The organism is Neorhizobium sp. NCHU2750 (assembly GCF_003597675.1).
Taxonomy (GTDB): Bacteria; Pseudomonadota; Alphaproteobacteria; order Rhizobiales; family Rhizobiaceae; genus Neorhizobium.
In genome coordinates, this window is record NZ_CP030827.1 from 3050229 (window position 1) to 3069730 (window position 19502).

The 19502-nt window shown below is 61.3% G+C and carries 21 protein-coding genes; 11 read left to right on the forward strand and 10 right to left on the reverse strand.

Annotation, left to right across the window (positions count from 1 at the left end; translation table 11 throughout):
• Positions 1-1053 carry an alpha/beta fold hydrolase gene (locus NCHU2750_RS14945; RefSeq protein ID WP_205583856.1) on the reverse strand — a complete coding sequence of 351 codons (1053 nt, stop codon included), beginning with the start codon at positions 1051-1053 and terminating at the stop codon, positions 1-3.
• Positions 1054-1313: 260 nt separating this feature from the next.
• Here NCHU2750_RS14945 and NCHU2750_RS14950 point away from each other — a divergent pair, with 260 nt between their 5' ends.
• Positions 1314-2051 carry a sulfate transporter family protein gene (locus NCHU2750_RS14950; protein ID WP_119941227.1) on the forward strand — a complete coding sequence of 246 codons (738 nt, stop codon included), beginning with the start codon at positions 1314-1316 and terminating at the stop codon, positions 2049-2051.
• Here the strand turns inward: NCHU2750_RS14950 and nth are convergent.
• Positions 2024-2830, reverse strand: coding sequence for an endonuclease III (gene nth / locus NCHU2750_RS14955; RefSeq protein ID WP_119941228.1), 807 nt, complete (start codon positions 2828-2830; stop codon positions 2024-2026). The genes NCHU2750_RS14950 and nth overlap by 28 nt on opposite strands.
• 21 nt (positions 2831-2851) lie before the next feature.
• On the opposite strand from nth, the gene NCHU2750_RS14960 reads away from it, so the two are divergent.
• The 4 genes from NCHU2750_RS14960 (at position 2852) to NCHU2750_RS14975 (ending at position 5427) form a co-directional block, all read left to right on the forward strand.
• A complete protein-coding gene (locus NCHU2750_RS14960) occupies positions 2852-3349 on the forward strand; it encodes a DUF2244 domain-containing protein (RefSeq protein WP_119941229.1) in 498 nt (165 codons plus the stop codon).
• A 77-nt stretch (positions 3350-3426) separates the two neighbouring features.
• A complete protein-coding gene (locus NCHU2750_RS14965) occupies positions 3427-4305 on the forward strand; it encodes a methylated-DNA--[protein]-cysteine S-methyltransferase (protein ID WP_119941230.1) in 879 nt (292 codons plus the stop codon).
• Positions 4306-4424: 119 nt separating this feature from the next.
• The gene (locus tag NCHU2750_RS14970) at positions 4425-4673 is read left to right on the forward strand and encodes a PilZ domain-containing protein (RefSeq protein WP_119941231.1); all 249 of its coding nucleotides are present in this window, start codon (positions 4425-4427) and stop codon (positions 4671-4673) included.
• Between the two features lie 136 nt (positions 4674-4809).
• Positions 4810-5427: a dual specificity protein phosphatase family protein gene (locus NCHU2750_RS14975; protein ID WP_502703794.1), complete on the forward strand. Its 618-nt coding sequence runs from the start codon at positions 4810-4812 to the stop codon at positions 5425-5427.
• A 60-nt stretch (positions 5428-5487) separates the two neighbouring features.
• On the opposite strand, the gene NCHU2750_RS14980 is transcribed toward NCHU2750_RS14975, so the two are convergent.
• Complete coding sequence (locus NCHU2750_RS14980) at positions 5488-7335, reverse strand: ABC transporter ATP-binding protein (protein WP_119941232.1); 1848 nt, start codon at positions 7333-7335, stop codon at positions 5488-5490.
• 38 nt (positions 7336-7373) lie between these two features.
• Positions 7374-8537, reverse strand: coding sequence for a M20 aminoacylase family protein (locus tag NCHU2750_RS14985; protein ID WP_119941233.1), 1164 nt, complete (start codon positions 8535-8537; stop codon positions 7374-7376).
• 325 nt (positions 8538-8862) lie between these two features.
• Here NCHU2750_RS14985 and NCHU2750_RS14990 point away from each other — a divergent pair, with 325 nt between their 5' ends.
• The 3 genes from NCHU2750_RS14990 to NCHU2750_RS15000 all read left to right on the forward strand — a co-directional run bounded on the left by NCHU2750_RS14990 (position 8863) and on the right by NCHU2750_RS15000 (position 12690).
• On the forward strand, positions 8863-10572 hold the full coding sequence (locus NCHU2750_RS14990; RefSeq protein ID WP_119941234.1) for a peptide ABC transporter substrate-binding protein: 1710 nt from the start codon (positions 8863-8865) through the stop codon (positions 10570-10572).
• A 191-nt stretch (positions 10573-10763) separates the two neighbouring features.
• Complete coding sequence (locus tag NCHU2750_RS14995; protein ID WP_119941235.1) at positions 10764-11774, forward strand: ABC transporter permease; 1011 nt, start codon at positions 10764-10766, stop codon at positions 11772-11774.
• Complete coding sequence (locus NCHU2750_RS15000; protein ID WP_119941236.1) at positions 11767-12690, forward strand: ABC transporter permease; 924 nt, start codon at positions 11767-11769, stop codon at positions 12688-12690. The genes NCHU2750_RS14995 and NCHU2750_RS15000 overlap by 8 nt, the downstream gene beginning before the upstream one ends.
• Before the next feature lie 310 nt (positions 12691-13000).
• On the opposite strand, the gene NCHU2750_RS15005 is transcribed toward NCHU2750_RS15000, so the two are convergent.
• Both NCHU2750_RS15005 and NCHU2750_RS15010 read right to left on the reverse strand, forming a co-directional pair.
• Complete coding sequence (locus tag NCHU2750_RS15005; RefSeq protein WP_119941237.1) at positions 13001-13942, reverse strand: sensor histidine kinase; 942 nt, start codon at positions 13940-13942, stop codon at positions 13001-13003.
• Positions 13943-14341: 399 nt separating this feature from the next.
• Positions 14342-15136, reverse strand: a complete 795-nt coding sequence (locus NCHU2750_RS15010; protein WP_119941238.1) for a response regulator — start codon at positions 15134-15136, stop codon at positions 14342-14344.
• Between the two features lie 164 nt (positions 15137-15300).
• On the opposite strand from NCHU2750_RS15010, the gene NCHU2750_RS15015 reads away from it, so the two are divergent.
• Together NCHU2750_RS15015 and NCHU2750_RS15020 are read left to right on the forward strand one after the other, a co-directional pair.
• A complete protein-coding gene (locus NCHU2750_RS15015; protein ID WP_162939716.1) occupies positions 15301-15489 on the forward strand; it encodes a NepR family anti-sigma factor in 189 nt (62 codons plus the stop codon).
• The gene (locus tag NCHU2750_RS15020; protein ID WP_119941240.1) at positions 15486-16067 is read left to right on the forward strand and encodes an RNA polymerase sigma factor; all 582 of its coding nucleotides are present in this window, start codon (positions 15486-15488) and stop codon (positions 16065-16067) included. Before NCHU2750_RS15015 ends, NCHU2750_RS15020 begins: the two co-directional genes overlap by 4 nt.
• A 380-nt stretch (positions 16068-16447) precedes the next feature.
• On the opposite strand, the gene NCHU2750_RS15025 is transcribed toward NCHU2750_RS15020, so the two are convergent.
• The gene (locus NCHU2750_RS15025) at positions 16448-16900 is read right to left on the reverse strand and encodes a hypothetical protein (RefSeq protein ID WP_119941241.1); all 453 of its coding nucleotides are present in this window, start codon (positions 16898-16900) and stop codon (positions 16448-16450) included.
• Between the two features lie 6 nt (positions 16901-16906).
• Positions 16907-17248 (reverse strand): ElaB/YgaM/YqjD family protein, encoded by a 342-nt coding sequence (locus NCHU2750_RS15030; RefSeq protein ID WP_119941242.1) that lies wholly within the window; start codon positions 17246-17248, stop codon positions 16907-16909.
• Here NCHU2750_RS15030 and NCHU2750_RS15035 point away from each other — a divergent pair.
• Complete coding sequence (locus NCHU2750_RS15035) at positions 17229-17450, forward strand: hypothetical protein (protein ID WP_162939642.1); 222 nt, start codon at positions 17229-17231, stop codon at positions 17448-17450. The genes NCHU2750_RS15030 and NCHU2750_RS15035 overlap by 20 nt on opposite strands.
• A 113-nt stretch (positions 17451-17563) precedes the next feature.
• Here NCHU2750_RS15035 and NCHU2750_RS15040 read toward each other — a convergent pair whose 3' ends face one another.
• Together NCHU2750_RS15040 and NCHU2750_RS15045 are read right to left on the reverse strand one after the other, a co-directional pair.
• Complete coding sequence (locus tag NCHU2750_RS15040) at positions 17564-18388, reverse strand: ABC transporter permease (RefSeq protein WP_119941244.1); 825 nt, start codon at positions 18386-18388, stop codon at positions 17564-17566.
• A complete protein-coding gene (locus NCHU2750_RS15045; protein ID WP_119941245.1) occupies positions 18385-19332 on the reverse strand; it encodes an ABC transporter permease in 948 nt (315 codons plus the stop codon). The genes NCHU2750_RS15040 and NCHU2750_RS15045 overlap by 4 nt, the downstream gene beginning before the upstream one ends.
• Positions 19333-19502: the final 170 nt, after the last annotated feature.

Below are 19502 nucleotides of genomic sequence, written 5' to 3' on the forward strand. Positions count from 1 at the left end.
CTACTTCTTGAGCAGGAACTTTTCGAGGCTTGCGGTAAACGCTTCCGGCTTGTCGAGATTGATCACATGGCTGGCATCGATCTTCTCGAATGTACCGTTGTTCAGAAGCGACATCGCATGCACGGCATCCTCGTCGCTCATCGCCCCGTTCAACGTACCGTCGGGAAGTACGGTATAATTGGCATGCAGCAGCAGAACGGGACAGGTGATCTTCGCCAGCGCCTGCGCATGGTCGAAACCCTGGTTCCAGCTGCCATCGTAAAACGCCGCGCCGAAGCGGGGATCATACTGGTCGAGCCCGCGCAGCAGCATGCGCACCGTATTGTTGGGCAAAAGCCCGATTTCCGCCGGTTTGCCGGCATTGAATTGCCGGAAGAGCCTGATTGCCTGTTCGAGCAGGAAAGGCGTGCCCGGCCCGACATTGTTGCGAAAGAATGTCGCGTTGCCATGGATCCAGTAGATCAGGAAATCGGGCGCTTTCTCCTGTGCCGCCTTATAGCTGGTCGCAAAGGCGCGATAGGCGATCGTCTGCTTGATGCGCGGATATTCCGAGGAAAACAGCGGCGGGTCTTCCAGCACCGCAGCCTTGATCAGCGCCGGCCGGTTGGCTGCGAGCCAGGTCGCAAGCAGCCCGCCCGAGGAATTGCCGGAAATGAATACCGGCTCGCCGATCTCCTGCTCGATGAAATCGCCAAGGTCGGCGCCGATCCGGTCTGCCGTCATCGGATAGTCGGGCGGCGTCTTCGTCGTGCCGTGGCCGGGATAATCCACATCGAAGACATGAAACGACTTGGCGAGTTGCGGCAGCACGCGGCTGTAGCTGAACCAGTCGAGGAACTGCGCATGCAGCAGCACCAGCGGCGGCCCATTGTCCGGTCCTTCCGCATAGCTCAGCTTGACGCCGTTGACCTCCGCCTCCTTGTGCACATAGCCGGCCTCCGCCACCCTCAGGTGATAGGGGTCCACATAGGTGGCGGTCCGCACCAGAAGCACGATCACGGTCGCCCCGATCGCCATCGCCGCAATGGCGACGATCCATCCCAGAATATGCAATGATTTTCGTCCCATGCTGCGTAGTGCGGGAGCCCCGCCATGCCTTGAAATCAATAGGAGTAAAGAATGCCTAAAGCTGCGCCGGCCTGTCGGTTCGCGCACTCCAGACATATCGGGGCTTTCAGGCTTTTCAATGCCCGTCGAGCAAACGCCGCAGGCCCACACCGCAAGCCGGCTGGCAACCCGATCGCTTGTACGGATCTGACTGCGACCCTACATTGGCCCGGCAATCCGCCGTAGACCCCAGGGGCCGAAACTCAATGATCCTTGATGCCACCCGCCTTGCCCTCGTCAACCTCCTCGCTCCCGAAACGCGCTCGGCCTTCTGGAAGACGCTGGGGCTGACGCTGTTGATCCTTGTCGGCCTGTGGGTGGCTCTCCGCGAAACCTTTGCCTTCTACATCTGGCCCTGGTTTGCCGATTTCTTCCCCGCCATGCCGGAATGGACCGGATGGCTGACACTGATCGGCGCAGTTGCGGCGAGTATCGGCCTGGCCCTTGGTCTCGCATTATTGATCGCCCCGATCACCGCGCTGATTGCCGGCCTCTTTCTCGATGATGTCGCAAAAGTGGTCGAGACCCGTGATTATCCCGCCGATCCGCCGGGACACGAATTGCCGCTCGGCAAGGCGATGATCGGCTCGATCAAGTTTCTGGGCGTCGTCATCGTCGGCAACATCATCGCGCTGATCCTGCTCCTGATCCCCGGCGTCAACCTCGTCGCGTTCTTCCTCGTCAACGGCTACCTGCTCGGACGGGAATTCTTCGAATTCGCTGCCATGCGCTTCCGCTCGCCGGAAGAGGCACGCTCGCTGCGCTCGAAATATTCCTCCACCGTCTTCATCGCCGGCCTCGTCATCGCCTGTTTCCTGGCGATCCCGATCGTCAATCTCCTGACGCCGCTGTTTGCAGCCGGCCTGATGGTGCATCTGCACAAGGCGGTGTCGAAACGCGATCCTAACTTTCAGGCTTATCCTTCGGCGCCCCCGATCACCTGAGGCGGCAATTCGACCAGCGGCGCCGGGATGTCGAATGTCTTTTCCGGCGAGCAACAGAGATCGGCGATGACGCAATGCTCGCATTCCGGCTTGCGCGCCTTGCAGGTATAGCGCCCATGCAGAATCAGCCAGTGATGCGCGTGGAAGAGATACTGTTCCGGGATTACCCTGAGGAACTGTTCTTCCACCTCGTCCGGCGTCTTGCCCGGCGCCATCAGGCAGCGGTTGCCGATGCGGAAGACATGCGTGTCGACAGCAAGAGTGGGAATGCCGAAAGCCATCGACATCACCACATTGGCAGTCTTGCGCCCCACGCCCGGCAGGCGCGTCAGCTCCTCGCGCGTCTTCGGCACTTCGGATCCGAACTCGTCGATCAGCATGCGACAGAGCGCGATGACATTCTTCGCCTTGTTGCGGTAAAGCCCGATCGTCTTGATATGGGCAATCACACCCTCTTCGCCGAGCGCCAGCATCTTTTCCGGCGTGTCGGCGATTTTAAACAGCGCCCGCGTCGCCTTGTTGACCCCCGCATCGGTCGCCTGCGCCGACAGCGCCACCGCCACGACCAGCGTGAACGGGTTCACATGCTCAAGCTCGCCCTTCGGCTCCGGTCGCTGGATCGAGAAGCGGCGAAAGATCTCCACCATTTCCTCATGGGAATAAGCGGGCTTGTAGCGCTTCGTCCTGCGGGCAGCGGCGGGTTTTGCCGCCGTCTTCGCCGCGATGCGCGTTGACTTTTTCGTGACGGAAGCGCTGGATTTGAGTTTGGGAATGGCCATCAGATTGTATAGTCACGCTCCATGACGGAAAGCAACGCGCAGATGCCGCAAGACGCCCCTGTCTTTGCCGCCGAACTCACCCCCTACCGGTCACTCGGAAAGACCGGCTTCAAGCTCGTGCTGGCGCTTGCCGGCGTGGTCTGCGCCTTCTACGGCATATTCTTCGCTGCAACCGGCGCATGGCCGATCGGCCTGTTCTTCGGGCTCGATTTCCTCGGCCTCTATATCGCGCTGAAACTCAGCTATCGCTCCAGCCGTCAGCGCGAGGAAGTCACCGTGTCGCGCAGCAATGTCTCGATCCGCAAGTTCTCGGCCCGCGGCCGGATGATCGAATACCGCTTCAACCCCTTCTGGGCACGCTTCAGCGTCGACCGGCACGCGGAATTCGGCATCACCGCCATGCATGTGACGGGCCAGGGCCGCCGCACCGATATCGGCTCCTTCCTCAACTCCGATGATCGCGAGAGTTTTGCCAGGGCATTCCGCAACGCGCTTTCAAGCGTCACGCGACGGCTGTGATCCTGTCGCGGGTCAAGCAAGAAACGGGTGGCATCGGCAGCATGAAAAGGCCAGATATGAGCGAAAGGAGAACCCCAATGGACGCCATCGCTCAGTTTGCCACGCCCGCAGTCGACGTTACCCCCGAAGGGTCCGATTACGAGACCGTGCGCAAGGTGATCGAGATGATCACGCTCGATTACCGCGACCAGCCCTCTCTCGACACGATTGCCGCCGAAATCGGCCAGTCGCCGACGCAGCTGCAGAAGCTTTTCACCCGCTGGGCGGGACTTTCCCCCAAAGCCTTCCTGCAGGCGGTCACGATAGACCATGCCAAGCGTCTGCTCGGCCAGGAGGGCCTGCCGCTGCTGGAGACCTCCTATGAGGTTGGCCTCTCGGGTCCCGGACGTCTGCACGATCTCTTCGTCACCCACGAAGCCATGTCGCCCGGCGAGTGGAAGGCGAAGGGCGGCGGCCTGACGATCCGCTACGGTTTTCATCCCTCCCCCTTCGGTATCGCCCTCGTCATGGCGACCGACCGCGGCCTGTCCGGCCTCGCCTTTGCCGATCAGGGTGGCGAACAGGAAGCGCTCGACGACATGACCCGCCGCTGGCCGAACGCCACCTACGTCGAGGACAGGGCTGCGACCGAACCCTATGTCGCCCGCGTCTTCGATCGCTCGAAATGGCTCTGCGACCGGCCGCTGCGCGTCGTGCTGATCGGCACCGATTTCCAGGTCCGGGTCTGGCAGAGCCTGTTGAAGATCCCCTATGGCAAGGCCGTCACCTATTCGGACGTCGCAAACGACATCGGCCAGCCGACCGCAAATCGCGCGGTCGGAGCAGCCGTCGGTGCCAACCCGATCTCCTTCGTCGTTCCCTGCCACCGGGCGGTCGCCAGAAACGGTGCACTGACCGGTTACCACTGGGGCCTTACCCGCAAGCGCGCCATGCTCGGTTGGGAAACCGGCGACTGAGCGGCGAGAACCCCCTCCGCCAACCCGAAAAGTGACAGGCTCGTTTGCGGGATTTCCTCTCCGCTGCCAAAAACGTTAGACTCTCTCCGATTTGACAGGTTTCAATTGAGTCCAATAAATTGCAGCAGCAGCGCAGATTTCCGCGATCGAAAGCCTTCCTCGGCGCCAAGATCTTATTCAATGATCACAACTCGGCCTTCGATGGCATCGTCAAGGAATTGTCCGAAGGCGGCGCGATGATCAAGGTCGAAAATGCCCTTGTCATCCCCGAAAGCTTCACGCTCGAACTCTCGGACGGCCGCCGTTTCGAATGCGATATCCGCTGGCGCCGCATGAATGCCATAGGCGTCGAGTTCCGCTCGCCGTGAACGCGATGGCCGATATCGGCCAGCCACTGTGTTGATGCCACCACCTCGGCCGTTCAGGTGGATGTCAGTTTAAAAGCCGATGCCTCGTGACAAGCGGCAGGGAAACCTGCCTTGTCCAACAAGGTGAAACGGCAAGATGGCATATACCGGCATGAAGAAATGGCTCCTTCGCGGAGCCGCTGCATTCGGCATCGCAACACTCGGACTTGGCGGCTATCTCGGCTACCTGCAACTGTCCGGCAATTTCCACACCGTCATCGCCGGAGAGCTCTATCGCTCCGCCCAGCCGAGCCCGCAGCAGATCGCCGAATATGCCAGGCAATACGGCATCCGCACCATCGTCAACCTGCGCGGCGAAGCTGAGGATTCGCGCTGGTATGACGATGAGGTGGCGGCAGCCGGCAAGCTCGGCATCAAGCATATCGATTTCGCCATGCTGGCTTCGAGACAGTTGACCGCAGCCCAGGCGGATGAACTGGTGGCAATCCTCAGGGATGCGCCAAAGCCGATCCTCATTCATTGCCGCAGCGGTGCAGACCGCACCGGCCTTGTCTCGGTCATCTACAGCCAGCAGATTGCCGGCATCCCCACCCATCAGGCGGAAAAGCAGCTGTCGATCTTTTTCGGCCATATCGGCCTGCCGGTCATCTCCGCGACCTATGCAATGGACGAGACCTGGGAAATGCTCGAGCGCCATTACGGCCTGTCGCGCAAGCACGTCGCCACCGCAAGCGAGCCCGCCCCGCTCTCCTGAAGACGGCAGGGCTGATCGCGGCGCATAGCGCTATCGCCAGATGACATAAGGCAGAAGCGCTTACCCCACCTGCACGATATGTCCGGAGGAAACCTCGCGATATTCACGCACCGGCGGCACGTAATCGACGGCGCGGACCGGGCTCTTGATCTCGTCGGTCGACATGTTGCGCTTGATCGACCGGCGCGACGGATCCGGTACCGGCACCGCCGCCATCAGCTTTTTCGTATAGGGATGCTGCGGGTTTTCGAACACCGCCGCCCGTGGCCCGATCTCGACGATCTCCCCGAGATACATGACCGCCACCCGGTGGCTGACACGTTCCACCACCGCCATGTCATGCGAAATGAACAGATAGGCGAGCTTCAGGCTCTGCTGCAGGTCGAGCAGAAGATTGCAGACCTGCGCCTTGATCGATACGTCGAGCGCCGAAACGGCCTCGTCGGCGACAATCACCTTCGGATCGAGCATCAGCGCCCTGGCAATCGCGATACGTTGCCGCTGGCCGCCGGAAAATTCGTGCGGAAAGCGCTTCATCATATCGGCGGAAAGGCCGACCTTTTCAAGAAACGCCGCCGCCTTGTCGCGCGCCTGGGCCTTCGTGCCGAGCCCATGCTCGATAAACGGCTCCATCACCGCCGAGCCGATGCTCATGCGCGGATTGAGCGAAGCGAACGGATCCTGGAAAATCATCTGGATCGACCGGCGCATGCGCCGCAGCGACGACTGGTCGAGCTTCATCACCTCGTAACCGTCGAGCACCACATTGCCGCTAGTGGGCGTGATCAGCCGCGTGACGGAACGTCCGGTCGTCGACTTGCCGCAGCCCGATTCGCCGACAAGCGACAGCGTTTCGCCTTCATGCAGCGTGAAGGACACCTTCTCCACCGCATGCACGGCTCCGCTCTTGCGACCGAACAGACCGGAATGGATATCGAAGCGCGTCGTCAGGTCCTTGACGTCGAGGATCGGCGTCTTCTGTTTTGCCACCGTATCCGTCACGTCGACGAGCGGCTGCTGCTCGCCGGTCTTGATGTCGATGACCGGGAAACGCAGCGGCAGCTTGCGATCGCCCATCGACCCGAGCCGCGGCACGGCCGACAGAAGCGCCCGCGTATAGGGATGCTTGCCGCGATGGAAGATGTCGTCGGTCGCACCCGCCTCGACCTGGTCGCCGCGGAACATCACGATCGTCCGGTCCGCGACTTCCGCCACCACGCCCATGTCATGGGTGATGAACAGGACGGACATGCCCTCCTCTTCCTGCAATTGCTTGATCAGGTCGAGGATCTGTCCCTGGATCGTCACGTCGAGCGCCGTGGTCGGCTCGTCGGCGATCAGAAGCTTCGGGCGCGAGGCGAGCGCCATGGCAATCATCACGCGCTGTCGCATGCCGCCGGAAAACTGGTGCGGATATTCGTCGAACCGGCCCTTGGCGTTCGGGATGCGTACCTTTTCGAGAAGCCGTATGACCTCTGCCTTGGCCTCCGCCTTGGAAATGTCCTTGTGGACGGTCAGCGCCTCGGAAATCTGCTTCCCGATCGGAAAGATCGGATTGAGCGAGGTCATCGGCTCCTGGAAGATCATCGAGATGTCGTTGCCACGCACCCGACGCATCTGCTCTTCCGGGAGAGAGACAAGCTCCTTGCCCTGCAGGAAGACCTGGCCTTCGAGCCGGCTGGTCTTCTTCGGCAGAAGTCGCATGATCGACAGCGAGGTGACGGATTTGCCCGAACCCGATTCGCCGACGATCGCCACCGTCTCGCGCGGTGCCACATCGAAGGAGATGTTGCGCACCACCGTCTTCCACTCGTCCCCGACCCGGAAGGACGTCGACAGGTTCTTCACCGAGAGAACGGGCGGGACCGAGCCGCCACCCTCTTCCATTGCATTTCCGGAAAGCAGCATCGGCCTCTCCCTGGTTCTCTGGATCGGATATGGGTGGATCAGGCCGCAAGCGCGGTTTCGGCAAGCGTTACCCAGTAGCTTATGCCAAAGGGAATAGCTTCGTCATTGAAATCATAGGCTGCGTTATGCAGGTTGGCGGTGTCGCCGTTGCCGATGAAAATGAAGGCACCCGGCCGCTTTTCCAGCATGTAGGAAAAGTCTTCGGCCCCCATATGCGGCGCAGTGTCGCCTTCGACTGCCTTGGGTCCGACCACCTTGCTGGCGACCTCGACAGCGAACTCGGTTTCCGCCGCATGGTTCATCGTTACCGGATAACCCCGGCGATAGACGACATCGGCCGTGGCACCATGGACAAGTGCGGTCGCCTGCGCCACAGCCGTCAGCCGCTTCTCGGCAAAATCGCGGGTTTCCGGCAGGAGCGTGCGCACCGTCCCGACCAGTTTGACGCTGTCGGGGATGACATTGTTGGCATCACCCCCATGAACGGACGCCACCGTCACCACCAGCGATTTCAGCGGGTTGGTCTCGCGCGAGACGATCGACTGCAATGCAATCACGATATGGGACGCGGTCAGCACCGGATCGATCGCGTTATGCGGCTCGGCGGCATGGCTGCCGCGCCCGTTGATGGTGATCTCGAACACATCGGCCGCCGCCATGATGCCACCTTTGCAGATGGCGAAATTGCCGACCGGCAAATGCGGCTCATTGTGCATGCCATAGACCTGCCGGATGTCGAACTTGTCCATGAAGCCATCATTGATCATCGCGAGCGCACCTGCACCGCCTTCTTCCGCCGGCTGGAAGATCAGCGCCACCGACCCCTTGAAGTTGCGCGTCTCGGCCAGATATTGCGCCGCGCCAAGCAGCATGGACGTATGCCCGTCATGACCGCAGGAATGCGCCTTGCCGGGCGTCTTGGACGCCCAGGGCTTGCCGGAGGTTTCGAAGATCGGCAGCGCATCCATGTCGGCGCGAAAACCGATCACCGGACCATCGCCGTGACGACCCTTGATGATCGCCACCACACCGGTTTTGCCGATACCCGTCTCGACCACATCGCAACCGAAGGATTTGAGCTTGTCGGCCACGAACTGCGACGTCTGTGGAAGGTCGTAATCGAGTTCCGGATTCTGGTGCAGGTGGCGACGCCACTCGGCGACCTGATCCTGCATCTCAGCTACTCGGTTGATCACGGGCATTACGGCACCTCTTTGATTTTTAACAACTTCCCACTCTGGTAGAAGGGATATTGCGACGCTTATGCGGCCTTTTGCAAGCTTCAATTTTGGCTCTTGAACGAAAAATAGGCCTATGCTTAGATGGCTCAAAATTTGGTCATACACGCCTGACGTGAAGGGATGGACGTGTCTTAGAGCGACTGAACTATTGATCACGGGCCGCTAAATTATGCCCGGCGGAGGAGCCTCATCAAGCGGAAAACCGCAAGGCTCCGGGAGACCGCCCGGCAGAGACCCGCAACCAATCACAAAACTCGTCAAGAGAACCACGAAGGGGAAAGTCAGCATGCATAAACTGAAACTTCTGTTGGCCGGAGCGGCCACTGCGCTGGCGCTTTCGGGCGCAACGGCGCACGCGGCGCGCGGCACGGACGGAGACCTGAAGATCCTGTTTTGGCAGGCGGTATCCACCATGAACCCGTTCCTGTCCGGCGGCACGAAGGAAGTATTCGCTTCCTCCATGGTCATCGAGCCGCTGGCTCGTACCGACGAAAAGGGCGAATTGGTGCCCTTCCTCGCGAGCGAAATTCCCACGCTGGCAAATGGCGGACTGTCCAAGGACCTGCTCAGCCTTACCTGGAAACTGAAGCCCGACGTCAAGTGGTCGGACGGCTCTCCCTTCACTGCCGACGACGTCATCTTCACCTGGAAATACTGCACGGCGCCTGACGGCGGCTGCGCCCAGAAGGCCCAGTATGAAGGCGTCAAGAATGTCGAGGCCATTGACCCGCATACGGTCAAGATCACCTTCTCTGAACCGAAGCCCTATCCTTACTCCGCTTTCGTCGGCGCCCAGTCGCCGATCATCCAGGCCAAGCAGTTCAAGGATTGCGTCGGCGCCAAGGCTCCCGGCTGCACCGCGGCCAATTTCGGCCCGATCGGTACCGGTCCCTTCGTCGTCGCAGACTTCAAGCCGAACGACGTGATCACCTTCAAGGCCAACCCGAACTATCGCGATCCGAACAAGCCGGCCTTCGCCTCGGCCACCCTGAAGGGCGGCGGTGACGCAGCCTCTGCCGCCCGCGCCGTTCTCGAAACCGGCGAATACGATTACGCCTGGAACACCATGGTCGAGCCGGAAGTGCTCGCCACCATGATGAAGGCCGGCAAGGGCAGGCTCGAATCCTCCTTCGGCACCAATGTCGAGCGTATCAACTTGAACTGGACCAACCCGGATCCGGCTCTCGGCGACAAGCGCTCCACCACGGCAGCAGGCCCTCACCCGGCCCTCAAGGATCCGGCAGTTCGCCGCGCCCTGTCGCTCGCTATCGACCGCGACGTCATCGTCGAGGCAGGCTACGGTGCAGCCGGCAAGCCGACCTGCGACATCGTTCCCGCCCCTGAAGCCGTCGCGTCCCACAAGAACGACAGCTGGTGCCTGAAGCAGGACATCGCCGGCGCCAACAAGCTGCTCGACGATGCCGGCTGGAAGATGGGGCCGGATGGCATCCGCGCCAAGGATGGCGTCAAGCTCTCCTTCCTCTATTCCACCTCGACCAACTCGGTGCGTCAGGCAACCCAGGAACTGGTGAAGGCCATGTGGGCCGAGATCGGCGTCGGCGCCGAACTGCGCAACGCATCCGCCTCGGTCTTCTTCGGGGGCGATCCGGCAAGCCCGGACACGTTCCAGAAGTTCTATGCCGACGTCGAAATGTACACCAACAACTTCGACGGTACCGACCCGGAGAAATACCTGGCCGAATGGCTGTGCGACCAGATGCCCGGCCCGTCCAACGGCTGGCAGGGCCAGAACATTCCGCGTTACTGCAACCCGGCATATGACAAGCTCGTCGGCACCCTCTCCAAGACCGCCGAGCCGGGCAAGCGCGCAGAGATTGCCAAGCAGCTGAACGACATGCTGACCGAAGACGGCGCCCATATCGCGCTCGTCCACCGCGGCGACCTGTCTGCTTTCGCCGTCTCGCTCCAGGGCGTCAAGATGAACTCCTGGGACAGCCAGCTCTGGAACGTCGCCGACTGGTATCGCCAGAAGTGATCCGGCCGTCGGGCCACAGGAACCTGTGGCCCGACACCTGCCTGCGATCCTGACATGATCGGCCCCGCTGTCCGGGCGGGGCTGGCTCATTGGCAATTATGCATCCTGCGTCGCCGTCCGGTCGAAGCCATCCTCTTGAGGCGGTCAAGGTCCAGGGCAATCGGGCAGACGCAGTCCGGAGAAAGTCCCATATGTTCACATACACGCTGCGACGATTGTTCTTCGCAATTCCGACGCTGCTCATTATCAGTTTCGTGATCTTTGCCCTTCTCGATCTCGCGCCGAACGACCCGACCGGCGAACTGCCGCTGACCATTCCCCCCGAAGTGAGGGAACAGATCCGCGCCTCGCTCGGCCTCGATCAACCCTTCTTCTTCCGCTATCTGGCCTGGCTGCACCAGTTCTTCATCAACGAGCCGCTCAACATCCTGGAAAGCCTGACCGGTTGGAAATTCGGTGACGGCGAGCGGCTGCGTGTACTGTCCTGGGCCACCCGCAGCCCGGTCGTCGATCTCATCGTCCAGCGCCTGCCGCAGACGCTCTGGGTCGTCGGCCTCTCCTATGTTTTTGGCGTCCTCATCGCCATCCCGATCGGCGTCATCTCGGCCTACAAGCAATATTCGATCTTCGATCAGGTCGGCACCTTCGTCTCGATGGTCGGCTATTCGGTTCCGACCTTCTTCACCGGCGTGCTGCTGGTCGTCATCTTCTCCTCCTATCTGCAATGGTTCCCATCGGTTTACGACACCAATCTCAAGGTGACGAACTTCACCACCTTCGTCGAACAGATAAGACAGATGGTGCTTCCGGTTGCGGTCCTGTCGCTCTATAACGCATCGCAAATCGCCCGCTTCGTGCGCGCCTCGATGCTCGACAACCTGCACCAGGACTATGTTCGCACCGCCCGCGCCAAGGGCGTCAAGGAAAAGGCCGTGCTGCTCGTCCACGTGCTGCGCAACAGCCTGATCCCGGTCGTCACCGTCATCGCGCTCGGCGTGCCGACGATCTTTTCCGGCGCCATCATCACCGAACAGATCTTCCGCGTGAACGGCCTTGGCCAATTGCTGATCACCGCCGTACAGGGCGCCGACATCCCGCTGGTGCAAACGCTCACCTTCATCTTCGCGGTGCTGATCGTTCTCTTCAACCTGATCGCCGACGTACTCTACGGCATTCTTGACCCGAGGATCCGTTATGACTGATGCGACCGCAACCTCGGCACCTGCTGTCGCGTCCACCCCGACGCGATCGGCCTTCAGCGACGTCTGGCGCCAGTTCCGCGCCCACAAGGGCGGCGTCGCCGGCCTCGTCGTCTTCGTCTTCATCGTCCTGTCCGTCTATGTCGGCCCCTATATCCACCGGGTGGCGCCCAATGCCATCAACATCAAGGACAAGAACCAGTGGCCGTCGCTGGCCCACCCGTTCGGCACCGACAATCTCGGCAAGGACATGCTGGCACAGGTTCTGGCCGGCGGCCGCATCTCGCTGGCCGTCGGCATCACCGCCATGCTGCTGGCGCTCTTCCTCGGCACGCTGGTCGGTGTCCTGTCGGGCTATTTCCGCAGGCTCGACGGCCCGCTGATGCGCATCACCGACCTGTTCCTGGCGCTGCCGCTGCTGCCGCTGCTGCTCGTCATCCTGCTTCTGTTTCGGGATACGCTGCGGGCGGCCTTCGGACCGGAAACCGGCATCTTCATCCTGATCGTCGTCGTCATCGGCATCACCAGCTGGATGCATACGGCCCGCATCGTTCGCGGCGACGTGCTGGCGGTCAAGAGCCAGGAATTCGTGCTGGCGGCCAAATCGAGCGGCATGCGGGAATACCGCATCGTGCTGAGGCATATCCTGCCCAACGTGCTGTCCTCGATCATGGTCTCGGCAACGCTCGGCATCGCCTCGGCGATCATCACGGAATCCTCGCTCTCCTTCCTCGGCCTCGGCTTCCCCTCCGACTTCCCGACCTGGGGACGCCTGCTGTTCGACGGCGCCAACTTCCTGCAATTGACGCCCTCGCGCGTGCTGTGGCCGGGGCTCGCTATCTCGCTCACCGTCCTCAGCGTCAACTATATAGGCGACGCCATTCGCGATGCGCTCGACCCGCGCGCCGTCAAACGGTGAGCCGCAGCGAACGATCATCGAGAAAACGGCGGCGAAAGCCGCCGTTTACATGTCCAGACTCGGAAAATCCGCCTCAAAACTTTTTTCGATAAAACGATGGAACCTTCTTCCGGACCGCTCGTTATCACAGTGTTCGAAGGCGCCCCCCCGTCCCCCGCCCTACAAAAGCCTTCGAACAACTCTTCAATCCCCCTCGAAGAGACGAGCCGGCTCGGTTCCAGCAGGAACCGAGCCGGATCTGTTTTATGGCTATGGAAAATGCGGGCGCTCTGGAAATAGCAGTCAGGCCGGCCGCAAGGCGGGCGAAAAGCTATTCGCCGCCGGCCTCGAGCGGGAACCGCAGGTGATAGCTGATCCCCTCATTGGAAATCGTATATTGAGCCTTGCCGTTGACCGAGGCAGGCACGACGCGTTCCAGCACCGTACTGCCGAAATGGGCCTTAAGCCCCTCTTCCGCCGCCTCGGTCTTCGCGGTTCCGACCAGCCGCTCGTCCCAGCTCATCTCCAGATAGTCATGCCCGTCGGCATGCAGCCGCGTACAGACGATCTCGACCGGCCGGGCGCCGCGCAAGAGCGAGCCGTGGCTGACCGCATTGACGATCAGTTCATGCAGGGCAAGGCCGAGATGCAGCGAAGCATTCGGCGTCAGCAGCACATTGTCACCCGAAACCTTGACCAGATGCCGGTTGTCGGGGAGGTATTTTTCCGTTTGCTGCTGCACCAGGTCGTTGAAATAGGCGCCGCGCCAGCTGGAATCGGTGATCAGGTCCTGGGATTGCGACAGCGAATAAAGCCTGCCCCGGAACTTGTGCAGGAAGAGATCGAGCGAGCCGGAATAACGCGCCGTCTGCAGCGCGATACTCTGGATGACGGCGAGCAGGTTCTTCGAACGATGGCTGACTTCTCTTAAAAGCGCGCGCAGCAGCCGCTCGCGATGCCGCTCCTCCGACCGGTCTATGATTGTCGTGACGAGATGCACGCCGCCCGACTGGAACTCCACCGCCTGGACGCGAAACTCGAAGATCTGGTCGGAGCCGACTGTCACTTCGACATGGCCCTTCTTGCCGCTCTCGCGGATACCTTGTTTCAGCGCCAGAAGCTTGCCGGCCACCTCTTCGCCGAACAGCCTCTCGTCCGTCGGATCGATGGCCTGTTCCACCGACCAGACGTCCGGCAGGTTGGCAAAATACAGATAATCGAGCTTTTCGTTCTGGATGATGATGCTGGCGCCGAGGTCGATGAGCGCGGGCATGAAAAACTCCCGCAGCCTGTCATCACTCTGACCAGCTTGCTGCCATGTCAGCGGACGCGCCAATGTGACCACTCCATCTACCGGCTCATCCGAGGATGAGAGATGCACCGCAAGACGCCCCGATGGCGACGCCGGATGCACATGTTGCTCTTGTGGGATCACCCGGCTGCATCGCAACCGGGCGGATCCGAAATACGCGGCGTGATGGAGACGGCCGCAAGCTCTTGCTTGGGACGCCCCGGCTGCGGCAAGTGAATGCCGAAACCCGCTGTGTCAGACCACCTTTAAGGATAGGCTCAAGACGATAAAGACAAGGGGTGACATGCCGCATCAACCGACATGCCACAACCTTGTGTGTGGAACATTGTTCCCGCCGCATCAAGGTGAGGGCCGAACCGCTCACGCGGCAGCCTTCACCGCCTCGTTGAAGAACAGCGCCTGGCTAATCAGCGCCTTGACCATATCCGGATTGAACGGCTTGGTCACCAAGAACGCCGGCTCGGGACGTTCGCCGGTCAAAAGCCGCTCGGGGAAGGCGGTGATGAAGATCACCGGCACGCTGGAGCTCTTCAGGATCTCGTTGACGGCATCGATGCCCGAGCTTCCATCGGCAAGCTGAATATCCGCCAGCACCATTTTCGGATGCGAAGACTGGAACAGCGAGATCGCTTCCTTGTGGGTGCGGGCGATGCCGGTGACCCGATGCCCGAGGTCCTGCACCATCTGCTCGATATCGAGCGCGATCAGCGGCTCATCCTCGATGATCATGATCTCGGTGGCGACCTGCCGCGAAATTTCGCGCGATGCTTCGTCGAGCAGCTTGTTCACGTCCGCGACGCTGACATCCAGCACTTCGGCGGCTTCCTCGGGGGTAAAGCCTTCGACCGAGATCAGCAGGAACGCATGCCGCGCCTGCGATGGAATGGACGACAGATTGGCCGACGCGCGCTGCTCCCATGCGAAAGGAGATTCGATCGGACGGATCTCGATCGCGGTGGAACCAAAAATTGCGACAAAGAGTTTATACAGCGAAACGCGATCCTTCGAGCTTTCCGGAAAGATGGAAACATCGGCAATCAGCGCTTCGAGAACGGCCGCCACATAAGCGTCTCCTGACGTCTGCGATCCGGTGACCGCACGGGCATACCGGCGCAGGTACGGAAGGTGTGACGCAACGCGCGTGGTGAGTGACATACAAATTCTCCCCTGGGCCCGACTGGGCATTGACGCTGGATTAACGTGGGTGAGCAAAATAAGTTCCGCAAGACGGAACTTTTTTTAATCTCATGCATTTTCCAACCGACAATTCGTAAGCAGGCGCCCGCGTGATGAGTGACGAGACCAGAAAAAAGCAGGATATGACGACACTTCAGCAACAAAAACCTGGCTCCATGGCGCCGAACGCTTCCATCTCGCGGAAGCTGAAGGAATTCTATGACGCGGTTCAGGAAGAAGGCATTCCCGACCGCTTCCTCGATCTGCTCGAACGGCTGGAAGAGGCCGAAAACGCCCAGAAGGCGCGGACCAAGGCGGTGGATGCAAAATGAGCAGCCAGGCCGAGCCCCCCAAGGCAGACACGGACGACCGCATCTTCAAGCGCGACCTGCTCGCGTCGCTGCCGAACCTGCGCGCCTTCGCCGTATCGCTCACCGGCCGCCACGACAAGGCGGACGATCTGGTGCAGGATACGATCATGAAGGCCTGGGCCAACCAGAAGAGCTTTACCGCCGGAACCAATATGCGTGCCTGGCTCTTCACCATCCTGCGCAACGAATTCTACAGCCAGATGCGCAAGCGCGGCCGTGAAGTACAGGATAGCGACGGCCTGTTCTCCGAGCGCTTTTCCGTTCACCCGGAACAATATGGCCGCCTCGACCTGCAGGATTTCCGCGAGGCGCTCGACAAGCTGCCGGAAGACCAGCGCGAGGCGATCGTCCTCGTCGGCGCTGCCGGTTTTGCCTATGAGGAAGCCGCCGAGATCTGCGGCTGCGCCGTCGGCACGATCAAGAGCCGCGTCTCGCGCGCCCGTACCCGCCTGCAGGAACTGCTCGGCGTTTCCGGCGAAAGCGACTACGGCCCCGATGCCGGCGATGCCGCCATCACCGCGAGAGCCTTCGGCAGTTGAGTTATCCAGATTAGCTCTACAAGAAAGGCCGCCTCCGGGCGGCCTTTCCGTTTGAATTCTAGAATGCCTCATCAAGAAGGCCCCTCATCCGCCTGCTCGCACCTTCTACGAGCCTTGTGACAAGCAGGTACTTGCCGAGACACCCCCTTCTGGCCTGCCGGGCATCTCCCCCACAAGGGGGAGAAGAACTGTGGCACTCACTCCGCCTCAAATGAATGACGGGCGGTTCGGCCGGGTTAAGCCCTCCCCCTTGTGGGGAGGGTTGGGAGGGGTTTTCCTTGATATATGCGCTCGCTTCCCAGTCTCTGTGCGCGACCCGCACACGCAAAAAAGCCGCCCGGACCCCGAGCGGCTTTCACCCTTCAAAACTGCTGCGGAAATCACTCTGCCGGTGGCGGTCCCTGTCGCGGTCCCTTGCCGCCCTGCATCATCAGGAAGCCGAGCCCGCCGGCTGCGGCGAGCAGCATCAGCGGCTTGGATTTCATCAGCAATGGCAAGGCGGAAAGTGCGGCCGTGGCGGCCAGCGCCTTCTGGCCGTTGATCGCCGCCTCACGCTTCCTGCGCCGCTCCTCCACGGCATTGAGGATCATCACAATGGCGATGATGACGAGTGCCATGACGATCATCCCGCCGGCAATCACCAGCATCGCAACCGGCAGGCCCCAGCGCTCACCCAGATAGATGGCAAGTGCAGCGACCAGCAATCCATAGGCGGTCCACAAAAACGCGGCCGCGATCCCGTAAAGGATCGCGTTCCGTTTGATTTTGCTTTTCAGCGCTGCCACATCCGTCGCGATGAAGGATGCGAGCAGCGGCCCCAATGTTGTCAGCATCGATGATCAGCGACGCGTCAGGAGCGCGAGAACGAATCCAAGACCGGCAGCGATCGCCACGGACTGGATCGGGTTCGCCCGGATCTGGCGTTCCAGATCCTGCTCCAGGCTGATCGCCTGGTTCTTGGCGGCCTCGGCAATCTGGTAGGATGCATCGGTCGCTTCGGCGGCGGCGCGCTTGGCCTTGCCCTTCACTTCGGATGCCTTTTCATTGCCGACTGCGGCAACGGTCTTGGCAAGAGATGCGATATCCTCACGCAGCTGTTCGAGCTGGAGCTCGATATCCTTGGTCGAGGCAGCCGATGCGCTGCGCGGAAATTCGGTCGTCGTGGAAGTCGATGCAGGCATGACGTTCTCCTGTTTGATCATGGTCGATTTGACTGCGGGCGATGCTTTGGTCTTGCGCGCGCTTACCTTGGTCCCATCCGTAGAGGAACGTTTCGGCGCGGCCTTGGACGAAGTCGTCGTGGCGGATGCCGAAGCCTGCGAAACCGGCTTTTTCCGGGCTCTCGTAGCCCTGGGCTTTTCTGCGACGTCGTTCAATGAATAACTCCCCTACCCGTCCGTAGCGTCAAGACAAAACCTGCATGCCAATGGCTGCGGTCTGTCAACGGCAAAGACCCGAGATTGTTCCAATCCTGCACGGTAAAAACCGAGAATGGCTCAGTCTGATCTCGAACGCGGGTCGAGAAGGTCGCGCAACCCGTCGCCCAGCATGTTGAGGCCGAGCACCGCCAGCGCAATCGCCAGCCCCGGCAGTATGGCAAGCCACGGTGCCTGGCCGAAAAACGTCTGGCTGTCGGCCAGCATCCGCCCCCAGGTCGGCGCCGGCGGCGGCATGCCGAGCCCGAGAAAGGAAAGGCCGGCTTCGGTGAGGATAGCCAGCCCGAGCTGGATCGTCACCTGCACGATGATCTGGTTGGCGATATTCGGCAGGACATGCACGAGCGTGATCCTTGCCCGCGAACGGCCGATGCCGATCGCCGCCGTGACATAGTCGCGCGCCCATATCTGCTTGGCGGCGGCAAGCGTCAGCCGCGCAAACACCGGCACCATGAACACCGCAATCGCGATGACGGCGGTAAACCGCCCCGAACCGATGAAAGCGCCGAGCATCATAGCCGACAAGATCGGCGGCACGGCAAAGATGATGTCGCAGAAGCGCATCACGACGAGTTCCAGAAAACCCCGCCGCATCGCCACGATGACGCCGACAGCCGAACCGACCGTAGCCCCGATCGCCACCGCCATGAACGAGGTGGAAAGCGAATTCCACGCCCCCACCATCAGCATCGAGGCAAGGTCGCGGCCGAACTGGTCGGTACCGAGAAACCCGCCCGGACCGAACGGTGGCTTCAGCCGCTGCAGGATGTTGATCTTCGACGGCGCCGCTGGTGTCCAGATCAGCGACAGCAGCGCCAATGCAATGAGAGCGAGCGTGATGACAACCCCGATGACGAAGACCGGTCGGCGCAAGGCTGACTTCATCCTGCCGCCCTCAGCCGCGGATCGATCGCCAGATAGGCAAGATCGACGAGGAAGTTCATGATGATCACCATGGCCGAGAAGAACAGCACCACGTCCTGCATGACGACGACATCACGCTGCGACAGCGCCTGATAGGCAAGCCGTCCGAGGCCGGGCAGGTTGAACACATTTTCCACCAGCACCGCGCCGGCGATGAGAAAGGTGAATTGCAATCCGATCATGGTGACGACCGGAATGAGCGCATTCGGCAGCGCATGGCCCCAGATCGCCGCCCGGTCGCTTAAGCCCTTGGCCCGCGCGGTACGGACGAAATCCTCGCTCATCACCTCCAGCACCGAGGTGCGCGCCACCCGTGTCAGCACGCCTGCCTGCGACAGCGCCAGCGCCACGGCCGGCATGATCAGCGCCTTGAACCCTGCCCAGAGCCCTGCATCCCAGCCAGGAAAGCCACCCGCCGGCATGAGGCCAAGCTTGGTTGAAAAGCCGATGATCAGCAGCAGGCCCACCCAGAAAGCGGGCACCGCGATCGACAGGTAGGAAAATAGCCCGGCAACAAAGTCGACAATGCCATTATGCCGCCTGGCGGCCGCAACACCGAGCGGCACGGCAATGACGATCGACAGCACCACCGCCATCAGCGCCAATGGCAGCGTCACGGAAAGCCGCTCGCCGATCAGCCCGGCCACCGGCACGCCATAGGTATAGGATTGCCCGAGATCGCCGTGCAGCACGCCGAACAGCCAGGCGAGGTAACGAAAAGCCAGCGGCTGGTCGAGCCCCATCTGGCTCCTCAGTGCCGCAAGCGTCTCCGGCGTCGCCGAAGTGCCCAGCATCACCGCCGCCGGATCACCGGGCAGAAGATCCATCACCACGAAGATCAACAAAGACACAACGATGAGCGTGACGATGAGGCTTGCGATACGGCGAGAGAGGATGGAGATCATGGGACGCGGGCTCCAGCGCATTCCTCATGCGGGCTAGCCGAATGACGCATCAAGAAAGACCCCTCCCAACCCTCCCCACAAGGGGGAGGGCTTAACCCAGCCTGACCGCCGAGGCCCGATTGAGGCAGGTGGGTGCCGCAGATCTTCTCCCCCCTTGTGGGGGAGATGGC